Below are 14,813 nucleotides of genomic sequence, written 5' to 3' on the forward strand. Positions count from 1 at the left end.
CGCTGGGTGTCCGCTGCCCGGCGGCACAGGGCCACCGGGCAGCGGACACCCAGCGCCGCGGCCGTCATTTCGCCTCGGGGATGCCGGGGCTGCGGCCGTCCTGTTCCTCACCCATGAGGATGTTCTTCAGCCGGATCAGACGCTGGCGTTCCTGCCCGGCCTCCTGCTGGACCCGGTGCGGGTCCTGGGCGATGAGGGCCTGGAGCCCGGCGAGCCGCTGCCCGATGTCCTCCACCTCCTGGCGGTGTTCGGCCGTGGCGGTGCGGGACACCTGGGCCTGCGTACGCACCTGGCCCAGGATCTCCAGGGCGCTCTGCAGCCGGGACGCGGCCATCTCGGTCTCGTCGACCGGCCCCTGCTCCTTCTGGTGCTGCCGGTACGCCAGGGTCCGGAGGTGGTCGAAGATGTGCTGCAGCTGGGTGATGACCTCCGAGTACGATCGCTGGTCGCCCGCGCTCAGGGTCCGTTCGCCCTGGTCCCGCTGGACTTCGATGGCCTGGGCGATCTCCCCCTCGTCGTGCGGGGCCTCGGCCTCGGCGCTGAACGTGGCCACGTACCGGTTCAGTTCGACGCAGTCCTTGACGAGCTTCTCGAAGTCCGCCCTGGGCGGCTCCAGATCCCCCGGCCGGAGCTCGCCGAGGGAGTCGACGATCGCCTGCATCTGCTCGAACTCATGGCTGGCGACCGCCTTCTCGCCGTGTTCGAGAGCCTCGGTGAAGGCCTCCACCGCCATCTCCATCCTGGTCCTCTTCACGTTCCGCTCGCCCGCCGGCAGGAACTCGACGCCCTGCTCGAAGCGGCGCATCAGCCCGGCGACCTGGTCCCTGTCCGGCAGTTCGGCCTCCGGCGGCACCTCCACGAGTGCCTCGAACGGATGGTCCCCGATGGAGCCGCGCACCGTGATGAGCGCGTGCACGTCCATCTCCACGTCGAGGTCGATGACCGTGCCCCGGGGAGTGGAGGAGGGCACCGGCACCGTGATGACCTGGATCTGGCGGGCCTGCTGGTACAGCCGGAACTCCACGCTGCCGGTGTCACCGGGGTGGCTGAAGTCGTAGCGCTCCTTGAACGGAAGCGGCCGCAGCGCGGGGATCAGCACGTCGCGCTGTGTCCGCCCCTCGCGGTTCACCTCCAGCAGGATCGGCTTGGCGTTGATGGACGCGCTGGTCGTGCTGCGCCCCGGCTTGTTCGCGGCGGCACGGTCGTGGACGACCGTACGTCCGACGGTCGCCAGCAACTCCTCGTCGGCGTCGAACACTTCGACGGTGAGCAGGCTCTGCGCGTCCGGCTGTACCGGAATGCGGGTGAACGCGAAACCGCCGCCCGGCTCCAGCCGCGCCTCGTCCTCGTACTCCTCCGTGCTGAGCCGCACCGAGCCGCCGACGAGATCGAGGTCGGGGTCGAGCGCCTCGACCGTCCCGCCGACCACGGTACGGTCCGAGGCCGTGACCACGGTGCCGCGGAAGCCCACCCGGACCGTGCGCTCCTCGTTGAGGATGTCCAGGCCGCCCACCGCGGACGCGCGCACGGCGGCGCCCAGCGCGACGACCGTGTCCACCTGCTCGTACACCGGTTCGGCGCACTTGGCGCGCGGTGAGCCGGGCTCGGGGGAGCCGAGGGCGGGCGAGCAGAACCGGCTCCTCACCATCTCCCGGACCAGCGGCAGATGGGTGGACCCGCCGGCCAGGATGATCTGGTCCACGTCGGCCAGGGTGACCCCGGCCTCCTCGGCCGCCTGTTCGAGCGCCTCGTCGCAGTACTGGAAGGTGCGCTCCAGTATGGGCCGGGCGATCTTCTCCAGCTGCGCGCGTTCCATCACGGTGTCGATGACGACCCGCTGCCCGTCCTTGTCGGTCAGCCCCCCGGAGTCGTGGAGCATGAACTCCGTACGGTCCGACAGTCCCTTCTTCACGGACTCCGCGAGGGACTTCAGACGCCGGAAGCGCAGCCGGTCCTCCGCGTCGTTCTCCAGGTCCAGGTCCATCGCCCAGTCGTCGTCCTGGATCAGCTCCTGGAGGTGGCGGGCGAGCGCGGTGTCGATGTCGTCCCCGCCGAGCATGGTGTTGCCGCTGATCCCGAGCACTTTGAAGTCGGCCGCCTTGCAGCGCACCACGCTCACGTCGAAGGTGCCGCCGCCGAGGTCGTAGACCAGGAAGGTGCCGTCCCGGGTGCCGGTCCGCCAGCAGTGGTAGCTCGCGGCGGCCGTCGGCTCGTGCAGCAGGTCCACCACCCGCAGACCGGCGCTCTCCGCCGCCTTGCGGGTGGCGTCGATCTGCGGCTGGTCGAAGTACGCGGGTACGGTGACGACGGCGCGGTCGACCACCCAGCGCACGTCCGGGGTGTCGAACTCCGCCACGCTCCGCTCGATCTGCCGCTTCATCTCCCGCAGGATCTCGGCCGAGATCTCGACCGGGGTGCGCTCCTCGCCCGCCAGGGTCACCGTTCTGCGTGATCCCATGAGGCGTTTGACGGAGGTGACCGGCTCCGGCTCGCTGCCCACCCGCGCGAACGCCTTGCGCCCGACGACCAGTTCGCCGCTGCGCGGGTTGCGCCAGACGCAGCTCGGCGTCGTGCGGGCGTTCATGCCGTCCTGGTGGATCACGATGTCGGTGTCCGTCGGGTTCATCACCGCCACCGCGCTGTTGGTGGTCCCCAGGTCGATCCCGACGGCCTTGCTCACGTACTGCGTCATGCGTTGTCCTCCGGTCCGGCGCTCGACGGGGCGCCCATGATCACTTGTCCCAGCCGTACGACCGTGCCGCGGTCGAGCACGATCGGCTCCACGGTCTCCGCCACCACCTCGGCGGTGAACTCGGGTCCGTAACGCCACCCGGTGATGTCGACGACGTCCGCGACCGATTCGTAGGGCTCGCCGGTGGGGTCCTGTGTGGTGATGTCCATCGCGCGCAGCGGTTCGAGGACCTGCTTTCCGGCCACCCGCAGACGGCGGCCCAGCGACTTGGCGCCCGCCTCCTCCAGCGGACCCGCCGCCTCCCGCAGCAGGCCGTCCAACCGCGCGACATGGACGGCCAGTTCGCTGAGCACCTTGCGCGCCGCCTCCGTCTCCTTGCGCACCCTGTTGCTCTCGTCCTGGAGGTCGGACCAGTACCGCTGCAGGAGGGCGGCCATCTCACGGCCCGGACTGACGGGATCCGGCCGCTCCGGTCCCGCCGGCCCCTCCGGCACCGGGCGCTCCTCGAAGTCGTCCCAGTCGGTCATGGCCCCGGTCACGGTCGGACGGACCTCGGCGCCGGCCGGGGAGAGACCGGCCGAGGAGACTTCCGGCGAAGGGGAGTCAGCCGAAGAGGACATCACGCACCTCCAGTGGCGGACGCTCCAGGCGCAGCGGCACCGGCGCGTTGTCCAGGGCGGCGCGGATGTCGACGGCGGGCGGTGTCAGCATGCCGTCCAGCAGGCGCCGGGCCACGGCGGCGAGGTCGAAGTCCGACACCCGTGGCGGCTCCGGCCGCTCGGACGACGTGTCGAACGCGTCGGGACGGCGCCCGTACTGTCGGGCGAAGTCCTCCCACCGTTCGCCGCGGTAGTCCGCGCCCGGCGCCTCCAGCAGTGCGTGCAACTCCCGCGTCTCCGGACGGCCCATCAACTCGTCCTTGGCCCACTCGGCGAGCGCGCCCGCCTCCTGGGTCCCGATCACGGCGAGCTCCTGGAAGCGTTCGGCCACCTCCTGGTCGCTCGCCGACACGGGAAGCCCGAGGACATGGAAGGGATTCGGCTTCACACGTCTCCTTTCACAGTTCGTCGCGCAAGAGGCCGTAGAGCGAGCGGGCCGTCTCGTTGGCGGGATCGAGCCCGAGAGCCCGTTTGAGCAGCGAGAGGGCTTCGGGCAGCTCTTCGGAGCTGTTGTGACTCAGGGCCTGGTAGGTCAGGGCCACCGAACGGTCCTTGTCGTTGCCCGCCGCTCCGTACGCCTCCTTCGCCGCGGTCAGCGCGCGCGGGTAGTCCTTCGCGTCCAGCGCGGCGACGATACGGTCCAGCCGGGCGCTGTACGCGGTCTGGGCGAGCAGTTGCGTGGCGCTGACATTGCCGGGATCCCACTTCAGCGCCGCCTCGTACAACGCGACGGCGGCACGGCTGTCCCGCGCGACGAACAGTCCGCGGTCCACGAAGTGCGCGCCGAGGGCGCGGTTGCCCGGGAGATGTCCCTTGCCCGGGGTGCAGAGCGGGACGAGCGCGTCGGCGAACTTGCGCGCCCGCCCGACCACTTTCCGCAGTTCGTCGGTCCTGCGCATCTGGTAGAGGCAGGTCTGCAGCCCGTTGTACCAGTCGAGTCCGGTCTGCAGGAGGCGCGGCAGCGGAACACCGAGACCGATCAGCGGTTCCACCTCGCGTATGCCGGACTCGTAGTCCTTGTCGATCCCCTCGGCCAGCCTCGCGATGGCGGCCGGGTCCCTGACCGCCTTCTCGGCGGTCTCGACGACCTCGGCGCACCACGCGTCGGTGGCCGCGCCGGCCAGAGCGGAGATCTCGGTCCAGCGCCGCGCGTCGACCGCCGGGGACCACGGGATGCCGAAGTCCCGCAGGAGGCCGCGGACGGCGGAGTCCCCCTCGCGGGCCGCCTCCAGCACCGTCAGATGCAGCCGGGCGGTCTCCCGCTCCCCGGCCCGGAGGGCCTCGGCACCGAGCCTGCGGTGCGTGCCGAACAGTTCCCGGCACACGGCGCCGCGCAGCCGCGTCTCCGCCTCGGGCCCGGCGGGCACCTCGCCGTGCTGCTCCCAGAATCCTCCCGAGGCCAGCAGTAGGGTCCACAGCACGGTCGCACGGGCGAGGTGTCTGCCCGCCGACGCGGTGGGCGCGGGCCCGTTGAGCGCCATGCCCCGGTACAGCAGCGCCAGGGTGTGGTGGAGACGGACGTCGTACCCCAGGGTCTTCAGGCAGTCCGCCCAGCTCCGTTCGACACCTTTGCGTCCGCCCGACCTCAGGGCGCGGGACAGCCCGGCGTCGGCCTCGACGGCCGCCTCCAGGGCCGCGTAACGGCCGGGCCGCTCCCAGGGCACGGGCTGCCGCTCCGCTCCGGGGAACACCTGGTCCAGCAGGCGGCCGACGTAGCCGTCGAGTTCCAGGCCGCGCGCGAGCGATTCGGCTCCGCCGCGGGACGGGACACGCTTCGGCGGAGGCCCGGCCGACGGCAGGACACCGGCGGCCCGGCGCAGCAGTTTCGCGCTCTGCAACGGTTCCCCCGCCCGGTGGAAGGTCACCGCCCGGTGGCAGAGCAGCCGGGCGTACCGGGCACGGACATGGCCGGAGTCGCGCCCCTCCCGCGTCGCCCGGTCCAGTGCCTCGACCCACATCGCCTCCGCCGTCACGTCGTCCCCGACGGCGGTCGCGCAGCCGGCCAGGATCGCCGCGTCGAGCGTGGGCGGGTATTCGTCCGTCAGCCGCTTGACCGCCGCGGCCAGCGGATGGGCCCCGCCGGGACGGCGTCCGGCGCCGCCCGGTCTGCCGCGGTCCGCCGCGCCGCGGCCCGCCCGCGTGCCCTCGGCCCGGGCGAAGAGCGCGGGCAGCACCCGGGCGAGGTCGGTGACGGCCGCCAGATCGCAGTCGGCCGCCGCCGCGGAGAGCAGCTCCAGGCACCGCCGCGGATCGCTCTCGGCGAGCCCCGCCGCGTGGACGACCCGGATCAGCGCGGCCCGCTCCCCGGTCCCGCCGGGCGGGGACCCCACGGGCGGGCGGCCGTCCAGGACGTCGGCGAGCAGGGCGCAGACGGCGCTGTCCGCCGGCGCGGCCCTCAACTGCCGTACCGCGGCGGCCCGGTCGCCCCGCGAGAGGTCATGCGCGGCGGAGGCCAGCGCCGACACCGACCGCACGGCGCCCGTTGGCCGCGCCGCCCCGAGCGGCGGGCGCCCGACGGCCGGCAGCGCCATCGCCGCGGCCGTCACCCGACCGGCCAGCGCCTGTACCTCCGGCGAGGCGTGCCGGTCCGCCAGACCGCGCACCAACCGGGCGAGGGTGTCCCGGCGGTAGGGGTCCTCGCTGAGCATGCCCGCGCGGGTGAGCGCGGTGGCCAGCCCGGTCACGGACTGCGGGGGCGGCTCGCCGGCCTCCTCGACCAGGGCGGCCAGCCGCCCGCACAGCGCCACGTCGGCGGCTTCCGGGTCCTCGGCCAGGAGCGCCAGGCCCAGGACCCATTCCGCCCAGGGGTGCTGCCGTACCGAGGGCGACTGCCCGGCAGGGCCGTCGTCCTGCCCGGGGGCGGTCCCATGGGTGACCGTCCTGGCGGCCCGCAGCAGCAGGGCGGCGTCGGAGGGTACGGCGCCCGGCCCCGCGGCGACGGCCCTGCGCAGATCCCTGGCCGCCCGCCGCGCGTGGTAGGGGGCGTCCTCCGGCTCCAGGGTCGCGCCCTCCCCGGCCAGTTGGTGCAGCCGGACCGCGCCGAGCACATACGGCACCTGCGGCAGTCCGCGCGCCGCCAGCCGCTCCAGCCGGTCCGCGATCATCTCGTCCGACCCGCCCCCGGCCGCCTCGGCCCACACGCGCAGCAGCTCCGCCTTCGCGCCGCTCCGCCCGGTGAGCAGCCGGTGCGCCCTGCCCGGACGGCGTTCCTCCAGGTGGTGCGCCGCCAGCACCAGCGCCGCCCGCTCGTGCCCGAGCGCCAGGGCCGCCCCGAGCAGCCGCCGCCCCTCCTCCGGCTCCCCGCGCAGCGCCAGCAGCCCCGACCACAGCAACCGGTCGGCCTGCGGCAGCCGCCGGTACAGCGGATTCCTCAGCAGCGCCGCCATCTCCGAGGGCCCCGCCCCGCCGTACGCCTCGCCCAGGGCCGTACGCAACGCCTCCAGCCGCTCCGGCAGGCCGCCGCCTTCCCCGGGCGGACCGGGCACGGGCCGGTCCTCGGCACCGGCCGGCCGCCTGCCGGCGGCCAGGTCGCGGCGGACCCGGGCGATCCGCTCGTAGCCGGGCGGGGCCGTCGCCGCCGCGTGTTCCGCCTCGGTGCCGGGCACCGCGTCCGGGTCGGCGTCCAGCAGGAGGCAGGCGAGCGCCCAGTCCTCGGGCCGCCGGGTCATCGTGCCGATGAGCGGCCGGAGTCCGGCGCGGTCGCCGCAGAGCAACTGCGACCAGGCGGCGTGGTAGCGCCACTGCGGGACGGAGGTGTCGCTCCTCGTCAGGGGTACGAGGAGATCGCGGGCCCGCGCGGCGTCACCGTCCAGGAGGTGCAGGCGGCCCAGGGCGTAGGCGGACCAGGGGCCCGCCTCGCGGGTCAGGTCGCGTGCGGCCAGCCGGCCGGCGGCCGGGGGAGGTGTGTCGCTTCCGGAGTCGAACCAGGCCAGCACCCGGCCGAGTTCGCCCATCGCGGCGACGTCGGGCGCGGCCCCGCGGGCCGCGTCGAGCGCCCACCCGGGGATGCTCGCCGCCTGCCCGGCCCGTACGTGGGCGGCCAGCAGCCCGAGCAGTGCGGTCCCGTCCCGGGGGTCCGCCGCGCAGGCCGCGTGGAAGCGGGTCCGGGCCGCGTCGAGTTCCGCGGTGACCGACAGCAGATAGAACCCGGCCGCGCGGTCCGCGCCCGGGAGCCCGGTCGCCGCCAGCTCGTTCGCCCGGTGCAGCTGTGCCGGGTCCGAGGAGAAGTCCACCCGCAGCACATCGGCGGCCAGCTCGACGACCGCCGGCGGCCGTGGCCCGGCCCGGCCCAGAAGGTCCGCGTAGATCCTCAGCCGGGCGTCGTCCCGCCGGCCGGAGCGGGCCAGCTCGTCCGCCAGCGCGGCCCTGGTCTGATCCTGGACCGAGTCCGCCCAGTACAGCCGGGTCAGCAGTTCGTCGGCCTGCCCCCGCTCGCCGCGCCCGGTGCGTGCCACGGCCAGCGGCCGGACCGCCTGGTCGAGAGGGATGGACCCGGCCTCCGCGACGAGCCCGCCGATCCTCTCCAGCGCCTCGAAGTCGGCCTCGGTGAGCAACGGCCGGAACGGCTGTCCGACCATGGACCGTAAGAAGCCGGTCCAGAGCGGAGCGGCCGTGTCGGGACGCCTCTCCATCCGGACGCAGACCTCGCGCAGCCGTGCCAGACCGCTGTGCGGGTCCGGGTCCTCGACGGCCGCGGTCCACTGTCTGCGCAGTCGGCCCGAGGGTGTGAGGAGGTCGCCGATGGACGAGGACGGACTCATACCGCTGTGCTCACCCCCTGCCCCTCTCGCGCCGCAGGAGATCTTCGAAGTGGGTCGCCTGGTAGGCGTTCCCGGCCCGCCGGTAGGCGTCGGCCGTACGCGACAGCAGGGTGCAGCGCTCCTTCCGGGTCCGCAGGAGCGCGCTGTCGCGTACCAGCTGCCAGGCCGCGGCGAGTTGCCGCGCGGCGCCGGCCGGGTCGCCCTGCCCGTCCAGGAGGCGGGCGAGTTCGCTCAGCAGCGCCAGCCGGACGGCGGAGGGGAGTTCCCGCGAGCCGGAGTCCAGACAGGTCCGCAAGGTACGGCACGCGCCGGCCGGATCGCCGCCGGCGGCCTGTTCGCGGGCCTGTTCCAGCGCGCTCTCGCCGGGCGCCGGGCGAGGGGATCCGGCCTCGGCGCCGGCCAGAGCGTCCAGGAGTTCGCTCGCGCTGCGAAAGCGCCTCACGGGGTCGAACTCCAGGCAGCGCAGGACGACGTCGTCGATCTCGCGCGTCACGGTGTTGTTCAGCCGTGACGGCGGGACCGCCGCGCGGCCCTGCGTCCTCTGCTGGTACAGCCAGTCGCCGTGCAGCGCGTCGGGCAGTCCCGGGGGCGGAATGAGGTGCGCGAAGGGAAGCCGGCCGGTCAGCCCCTCGTACATCAGCACCCCGAGCGAGTACAGATCGGAGGCGGGCATGCTCTGGCCCTGGGAGGTCTCGGGCGCCATGTACGTGAGCGTGCCGGCGACTCCGGGGACGGTCCCGGACGCCAGCAGCCTGGCGGCGAGGCCGAAGTCGATCAGCCGTACGGTCAGGTCCGAGCCCAGCAGGACGTTGTCCGGCTTGAGGTCCCGGTGCAGCAGCGGCTGGTCCAGGGCGTGCAGTCCGCGCAGCGCCACACAGATCTGCCGCGCCCAGCGGAACAGCAGCTTGGCGGGGACCGTTTTCAAGGTCTCGAACTGGGCCGCGAGCGTGGTGCCCTGCACGTACTCCATCACCAGGAACGCCCGGCCGCCGGCGTCGTGGGCGAGCCCGCCGTCGTACACATGGACGAGGTGACGGCGTGCCTCCGCGTCGGTCATCCCGTCCATCGCCTCGGCCAGCCGCAGGATGTCGGCGAACCGCTCCTGGGCGTCCGCCTCGGTCATCCCCGTCTCCTTGGAGATCTTGCAGGCGACCCGCCGGACAGGGCGGCCGAGGATGCGCTGCTCGCTGAGGAAGACCGCGCCGAAGGCACCGCCGCCGATCCACCTGGTGAGCAGATAGCGGTCGTTGATCACCCGGCCCTCGAACGACCGCAGATCGGTCCCGGATCCCTCGTCACTCATGGCCCGGTCCTGACTCCTCCGCCGTCCTCGTCCCGGGGGCGGGGCGGAAGCGGACGTCGGTCGTGGGCTCGCCCGGCCCGGTGCGGCGGAAGCCGAGTTCGATGCGGGCGCACGTCCGGAACTCCTCCTCCCGGCGCTCCTGTTCGAGGAGGATGGGATTCTCGATCAGGTCCGACAGGATTTTCGCGATGATACGGCCGCCCTCCTTACCGCCCGACTTCTCGTTCAGCAGATGTCCGCGCCCGGCGACGTAATGGATCAATGTCTCGGGAACGATCAGCTCCTTTTCCCGTTTGTCCAGCCAGAATCGGCGCTGCCGGTCGACCAGCTTGCGGCAGATTCCGGTCATCGCGTCCAGATCCAGCGGGCGGAACACGATGATCCGGCGAATGCGCGCCACGAACTCGGGAGAGAAGACAGGACCGCTCCGCGCCCGGTTCCCGACCTGGAGCAATTCCTCCTTCACCCGGGCGACGATCTCCTCGTCGGACCGGCCCTCCCGGCTCATCCGGGAAATGATCTCCTGGCCCGCGTTGCTGGTGAGGATGAATATCGCCCGGTCGCCGTGGGCCTTGACACCACGCTGGTCGACGATCCAGCCCTCGTCGAAGAGGTTCAGGAAGGGCCGCCAGACCTCGGGGTGTGCCTTTTCCGCCTCGTCGAGCAGGAAGACGCAGTACGGGTCCGCGTTCAGCTCGTTGACGAGGCGGCCTCCGCGCTCGTGGCCGATGTATCCCGGCGGGGAGCCGATGATGCCCGACACGCTGTGCGCCTCGGAGAAGTTCTCCATGGGGTAGGTCTGGAGGCGTTTGGAGGAGGAGTAGAACCCGGCGACCGTCTTCGCCAGTTCGGTCTTGCCCGTCCCGGTCAGCCCGGCGAAGAGCATCACCGAGGCCGGGCCGCCGCTCGCCCCGGCCAGGCCCGACTTGATACGGCGCAGCTCGCCCGCGACGACCTCGACCGCTTCGCGCTGACCGAAGACGGAGCCGCCCAGCGCCTGTTCGTAGTCGGTCCGCCCGCCGCCCGTGCCGGCGATCTGCGCGGCGGGCACGCCCGACACCTCGGCGATCACCCGCACCACGTCCTCGGTGGTCACGACGGCCCGGGTGTCGCCGAGCTGGGTACGGCGGTAGTCCAGGTCCTCGCAGGCCCGGCGGAGCACCTTGACCGCGGCGAGCGGCAGCCGCTGGTTGAGGATGTAGTCCCCGGACATCACGACCGCCCGGTCGACGGCCCGGTCGTCGATCACGGTCCTGAACTCGGCCTCCAGCGTGTCCGCCGTCTGACGCACCATGTCCCGCGCGGAGGCCCGGTCCGGCTCCGTCATCCCGATACGGGTGGTGAGTTCGCGCAGGGCGTGGTCGGCGGCCAGCAGATCGTCGTACTCCTGGTCGGACAGCACCCCGACGAGATGGATCCGCCGCTCCTTCAGCGCGCTGCGCAGGGCCTGTACGTGGTCGGTGCCCCGGGGGCCGCGGAGCATGGCCCCCAGTCCGTCCAGGCACACGATGAGATCGGTACGCCCGGCCACATGGGCGATGATCCTGGCGAGCCTGGCGCCGCTCTCGGTGTCCGGTACGTCACGGCAGTCGACGCGCAGCAGGCGCTTGCGGCGGAGGAAGGGCAGCTCCCCGGCCGCGGCGCGCCGGGCCAGTTCACGCACCAGGCTGGTGGTGCCGACCCCGGCGGGCCCGGTGATCAGCACATGGTTGTCGGTCGTACGGTGCAGGGCCCGGCCCAGGGCGTCGAAGTAGCGCTCCAGGTGCCGGGCGGGTGCGATCCCCCGGGTCCGCGCCAGCCAGGTGAGGTCCTCGGTGGGCGGTGATTCCAGCGGCAGCCGGAAGGGAACCTCGCGCGGTCCCGTGGCGCGCGCCTCCCTGACGGCCTGGGCGAGCAGCTCACGCATGCGGGCGAGGTCCACCCGCAGCGGCTCCGCCCGGAACAGCGACACCAGCCTGGCGGGCGGATCCTCCAGCAGGGCATCGAGCAGATGCGGTGTGTCGACCAGCTCGGCACCCCAGATCACGGCGGCCCGCCGGGCCCGCTGGAGCAGGGCGAGCGACGGCTCCCCCAAGCCGTCCCGGTGCAGCGGCGGCGCGTCCTTTCCGTGCTGCGACAGCCGGAAGGCGCCGCTCAGCATCTCGGCGACCTTCGCCAGGCCCAGCTGCGGCGGGATCTGGAGCCGGACGAGCCGCTCGGTCAGCCCTTCCGTCTCGCCGAGCAGGGCGAGGAAACAGTGCGGTGGCAGCAGGCGGTCGTACCCCAGCTCACCCGCGCGCTCCGCCGCCTGCTCAAGAACCGCCCAGGCGTCCGCCGAGAACTCCTCGGAGCGCAGCCGCCCGGTGTCGTCGAGCAGCGCGGGAGGCGGCTCGGTGCTGACACGTGCCTGGTCCCGCAGGGCCCGCGCGGTGGCGGCCGTGTCGAGGATCCGCAGGAACTGCCGGTCACCCGGGTCGGGATGGTCCAGGACACAGGCGACGAGCAGTTCGAGACAGACCGGGCGCAGCCGGTCCCGGTCCTGGGCGAACTCCGTGGTGAAGTGGTCGAGGGCGGCCAGTGTCTCCGGTGCAAAACGCTCGCGTCTTCCGTCGAAATCGAAATCCTGTCCGTCCCGGCTTCCCGGGTTGTACACCGCGATGGTTTCCAGCACGTGCCTCGGCTGGGCGCCCTCGGCGAGCGTCAGCGCGAGTACCGACAGAATTCCCTGGTCACCGGAGTCGATCGCGGCGTAGAGGAGATCACTCGGGCGGACCGTTTCCGAGCATCGCTGGGTCGCCGCGGAGAGGATATCGATCGCACGTTCATCCAAAAGGGTGTGCGGAGTGAAGATATCTTCCGAAAACAATGACAAAACGACGGCACCCCCGTACCCGTTCCTGACACGCCATGTTCGCGGAGAGTGCCGGAGCCGCCGGCGGATTCCCCGTTTCGTTTCGCGTTGTCAGTCTGACACGGGTGCGACAGCGCCTGCCGCCAATGGGCCACATCAACCGGTCATCCGGATCCACCGGGCCGGGGCCCCATTGAGTACGTCGATCACACCACCACCCCGCGCCGGGTCCGGACGCGGGCGCCGCCGCCCGGGGCCGCCGGCCGCGCCGTACCCCCGGCCGGGTGACCGCGGCGTCCGGTTTTCGCCGCACGCCGCAACCCCAGAGGCACAGTGCGGTGTTACAAGGTTATGGAACCGTCTGACGAGGAACCGCGATGACAACACTTTTCACCACGCTCGACAGCCCGCTCGGCGAACTTCTGCTGGTCGGCGAGCGGAGTGCGACCGCCCCTGGCGGCACCGCCCTCGCCTCGCTGTCCGTCCCCGGACAGAAGGGCGGCGTGACCGTGCAGGCCGGCTGGGTCCGGGACGCGGACGCGTTCGACGGGATCGCCGGACAGCTGGCCGCCTACTTCGCGGGCACACTGACCCGCTTCGACATCGAGTACGTCCCGTCCGGCACCCCCTTCCGGCGGCGCGTCTGGGAGGCGCTGGAGACCATCCCGTACGGGTCGACCTTCACCTACGGCGAGATCGCGGCCCGGATCGGTGAACCGCGCGGCGCGGCCCGTCCCGTCGGTACGGCGATCGGGGCCAATCCGCTGCTGGTGGTGCGGCCCTGCCACCGGGTCGTCGGGGCGAACGGTTCCCTCACGGGCTACGCCGGTGGCCTGGAGCGCAAGCAACTGCTGCTCGCCCTCGAAGGCACGACGTCCACCGCCCGGCCCGGGAGGGACGGATGACCGCCGGCCTCCGGCCCGCCGGGGTCCGCGGGAGCGTCGCCGAGGCCGACTGGGCCGCGCTCGCCGAGGCCCTGGACGCGCACGGCTGCGCCCAGACCTCCCGGCTGCTCGGCCCCGACGAGTGCCGGGAGATCGCCGCCCTGTACGAGCGGACCGAGCTGTTCCGGAGCACGGTCGACATGGCCCGGCACCGCTTCGGCTCGGGGACGTACCGCTACTTCACCCATGACCTGCCCCCGGTGGTCGCCGAGCTCCGTGCGGCCCTCTACCCCCGTCTGCTGGCCGTGGCGCGCGACTGGGCCGACCGGCTCGGCCGTCCGGCGCCCTGGCCGGACGACCTCCAGGAGTGGCTGGCGATGTGTCACGAGGCCGGCCAGGACCGCTCCGCGCAGATCCTCCTGCGCTACGAGGAGGGCGACTGGAACGCGCTGCACCGCGACGTCTTCGGCGAGCTCGTCTTCCCCCTCCAGGTCGTGATCGGGCTGGACGAGTACGGCGTCGACTACACCGGAGGGGAGTTCCTGCTGGTCGAGCAGCGCGCCCGGGCCCAGTCGCGCGGCACCACCGTGGCCCTGCGCCAGGGGCACGGGCTCGTCTTCACGACCCGGGACCGGCCCGTGCGGAGCAAGCGGGGCTGGTCCGCGGGCGCCGTCCGGCACGGGGTGAGCACCGTTCACTCCGGCCGCCGGCGCGCGCTGGGGCTGGTCTTCCACGACGCGTCATGACGGCCGCGCCGACGCGTACGTACCGGCTGCTGGGGCCTGACGGGGCGCCGTACCGCAGCGCGGTCCCGGGCACTCTCGGCGGCCACCGGCGCGGGCGGCTGTACGGGCGGCTGGACTGCCCCTCCGCGGCCCGCGTCCTGGCACGCGGCGGCTATGTCCGCGAGCGGGTGTTCTTCGCCGACGAGGCCACCGCCGTCGCGGCCGGGTACCGGCCCTGCGCGGTGTGCCTGCCCGAGGCGTACGGACGCTGGAAGGCCGGCCGCGGCACCGGTGGGGCGAAGGGCCGCGACGGGAACCGTCCGGCCGAAGACGGCGAGGGGTCCTTCTGATGCGCCTGCCCGAGGACGGCGTGGCCGCGCCCTCCCCGCTCGTCCGCCGGACCGAGTGGGAGGCGTACGGGGAGCCGCCCCCGCCGGTCCCGCACACCTCCGCCGAACTCGCCGCGCTGCTCGGCCTGCTGACGGCGCCGCGGTCCGGGATCGGCACCGTGGTGACGGGGCACAGCCGCGACGCGGCGTCCGCGGAGGCCGCCGCGGCCTTCGGCGAGGCGTGGGAGGCGCGCGGCGGCACGGTCCTCGCGGTCGTCGACTGGCCGGAGACCGCGGCCTCCTGGCTGCGCCCGGCCCGCCGGATGACCGCGCCCGCCCCCGACGCGTGGGTGGTCGCCGCGGCCCCGGCCGGCTTCGTCCAGCTCGCCCGGCGGCTGCGGCACAGCACCGACTGGGAGCCGTCCCGCACCTACGCCTTCGCGGCGCTGTCCGACTCCGGCGTTCCCGCGCTGGCCGGCCCCGGCGTCCTGCACGGTCTGCGCGGGGCGTGCGCCGACGGCGGCACGTGGACGGTCCACGGGGGCTGGGTCACCAGCGTTCCGGCCCGAACCAGCGGGTGAGGGCGCCGCGCAGGGCCCCGGCGTCCCGGTGGTCGCCGCGCGCCGACCAG

Annotated in this window: 10 protein-coding genes; 4 read left to right on the top strand and 6 right to left on the bottom strand. The window is 73.4% G+C overall.

Annotation, left to right across the window (positions count from 1 at the left end; genetic code table 11):
• Positions 1 to 64: 64 nt before the first annotated feature.
• From BFF77_RS12470 to BFF77_RS12495, 6 genes are read right to left on the bottom strand one after another with little or no spacing between them, the layout of a single operon-like run.
• A complete protein-coding gene (locus BFF77_RS12470) occupies positions 65 to 2,692 on the bottom strand; it encodes an Hsp70 family protein (protein ID WP_066947824.1) in 2,628 nt (875 codons plus the stop codon).
• Positions 2,689 to 3,312, bottom strand: coding sequence for a hypothetical protein (locus tag BFF77_RS12475; protein WP_066947827.1), 624 nt, complete (start codon positions 3,310 to 3,312; stop codon positions 2,689 to 2,691). Before BFF77_RS12475 ends, BFF77_RS12470 begins: the two co-directional genes overlap by 4 nt.
• Complete coding sequence (locus BFF77_RS12480) at positions 3,296 to 3,739, bottom strand: hypothetical protein (RefSeq protein WP_066947830.1); 444 nt, start codon at positions 3,737 to 3,739, stop codon at positions 3,296 to 3,298. Before BFF77_RS12480 ends, BFF77_RS12475 begins: the two co-directional genes overlap by 17 nt.
• A 10-nt stretch (positions 3,740 to 3,749) precedes the next feature.
• The gene (locus BFF77_RS12485) at positions 3,750 to 8,111 is read right to left on the bottom strand and encodes a tetratricopeptide repeat protein (RefSeq protein ID WP_066947832.1); all 4,362 of its coding nucleotides are present in this window, start codon (positions 8,109 to 8,111) and stop codon (positions 3,750 to 3,752) included.
• A gap of 10 nt (positions 8,112 to 8,121) precedes the next feature.
• The gene (locus BFF77_RS12490) at positions 8,122 to 9,414 is read right to left on the bottom strand and encodes a serine/threonine-protein kinase (protein WP_066947835.1); all 1,293 of its coding nucleotides are present in this window, start codon (positions 9,412 to 9,414) and stop codon (positions 8,122 to 8,124) included.
• Positions 9,407 to 12,223: an AAA family ATPase gene (locus BFF77_RS12495; RefSeq protein WP_066947838.1), complete on the bottom strand. Its 2,817-nt coding sequence runs from the start codon at positions 12,221 to 12,223 to the stop codon at positions 9,407 to 9,409. Before BFF77_RS12495 ends, BFF77_RS12490 begins: the two co-directional genes overlap by 8 nt.
• A 398-nt stretch (positions 12,224 to 12,621) precedes the next feature.
• Here BFF77_RS12495 and BFF77_RS12500 point away from each other — a divergent pair, with 398 nt between their 5' ends.
• From BFF77_RS12500 to BFF77_RS12515, 4 genes are read left to right on the top strand one after another with little or no spacing between them, the layout of a single operon-like run.
• Positions 12,622 to 13,149: a methylated-DNA--[protein]-cysteine S-methyltransferase gene (locus BFF77_RS12500; RefSeq protein ID WP_066947840.1), complete on the top strand. Its 528-nt coding sequence runs from the start codon at positions 12,622 to 12,624 to the stop codon at positions 13,147 to 13,149.
• Entirely contained in the window at positions 13,146 to 13,874 is a 729-nt protein-coding gene (locus BFF77_RS12505) for a 2OG-Fe(II) oxygenase (protein WP_066947842.1), read from the top strand. Before BFF77_RS12500 ends, BFF77_RS12505 begins: the two co-directional genes overlap by 4 nt.
• On the top strand, positions 13,871 to 14,203 hold the full coding sequence (locus BFF77_RS12510) for an Ada metal-binding domain-containing protein (RefSeq protein ID WP_079125090.1): 333 nt from the start codon (positions 13,871 to 13,873) through the stop codon (positions 14,201 to 14,203). The genes BFF77_RS12505 and BFF77_RS12510 overlap by 4 nt, the downstream gene beginning before the upstream one ends.
• Entirely contained in the window at positions 14,203 to 14,763 is a 561-nt protein-coding gene (locus BFF77_RS12515; protein ID WP_066947844.1) for a type 1 periplasmic-binding domain-containing protein, read from the top strand. Before BFF77_RS12510 ends, BFF77_RS12515 begins: the two co-directional genes overlap by 1 nt.
• The last annotated feature ends 50 nt before the right edge of the window (positions 14,764 to 14,813 follow it).

The organism is Streptomyces lushanensis, assembly GCF_001700515.1.
Taxonomy (GTDB): Bacteria; Actinomycetota; Actinomycetes; order Streptomycetales; family Streptomycetaceae; genus Streptomyces; species Streptomyces lushanensis.

Bases quoted from the DNA above. Each gene is read 5' to 3' on its own strand.
- BFF77_RS12490 (WP_066947835.1), bottom strand. From the start codon at position 9,414: ATGAGTGACGAGGGATCCGGGACCGATCTGCGGTCGTTCGAGGGCCGG.
- BFF77_RS12485 (WP_066947832.1), bottom strand. From the start codon at position 8,111: ATGAGTCCGTCCTCGTCCATCGGCGACCTCCTCACACCCTCGGGCCGA.
- BFF77_RS12505 (WP_066947842.1), top strand. From the start codon at position 13,146: ATGACCGCCGGCCTCCGGCCCGCCGGGGTCCGCGGGAGCGTCGCCGAG.
- BFF77_RS12475 (WP_066947827.1), bottom strand. From the start codon at position 3,312: ATGTCCTCTTCGGCTGACTCCCCTTCGCCGGAAGTCTCCTCGGCCGGT.
- BFF77_RS12500 (WP_066947840.1), top strand. From the start codon at position 12,622: ATGACAACACTTTTCACCACGCTCGACAGCCCGCTCGGCGAACTTCTG.
- BFF77_RS12510 (WP_079125090.1), top strand. From the start codon at position 13,871: ATGACGGCCGCGCCGACGCGTACGTACCGGCTGCTGGGGCCTGACGGG.
- BFF77_RS12470 (WP_066947824.1), bottom strand. From the start codon at position 2,692: ATGACGCAGTACGTGAGCAAGGCCGTCGGGATCGACCTGGGGACCACC.
- BFF77_RS12515 (WP_066947844.1), top strand. From the start codon at position 14,203: ATGCGCCTGCCCGAGGACGGCGTGGCCGCGCCCTCCCCGCTCGTCCGC.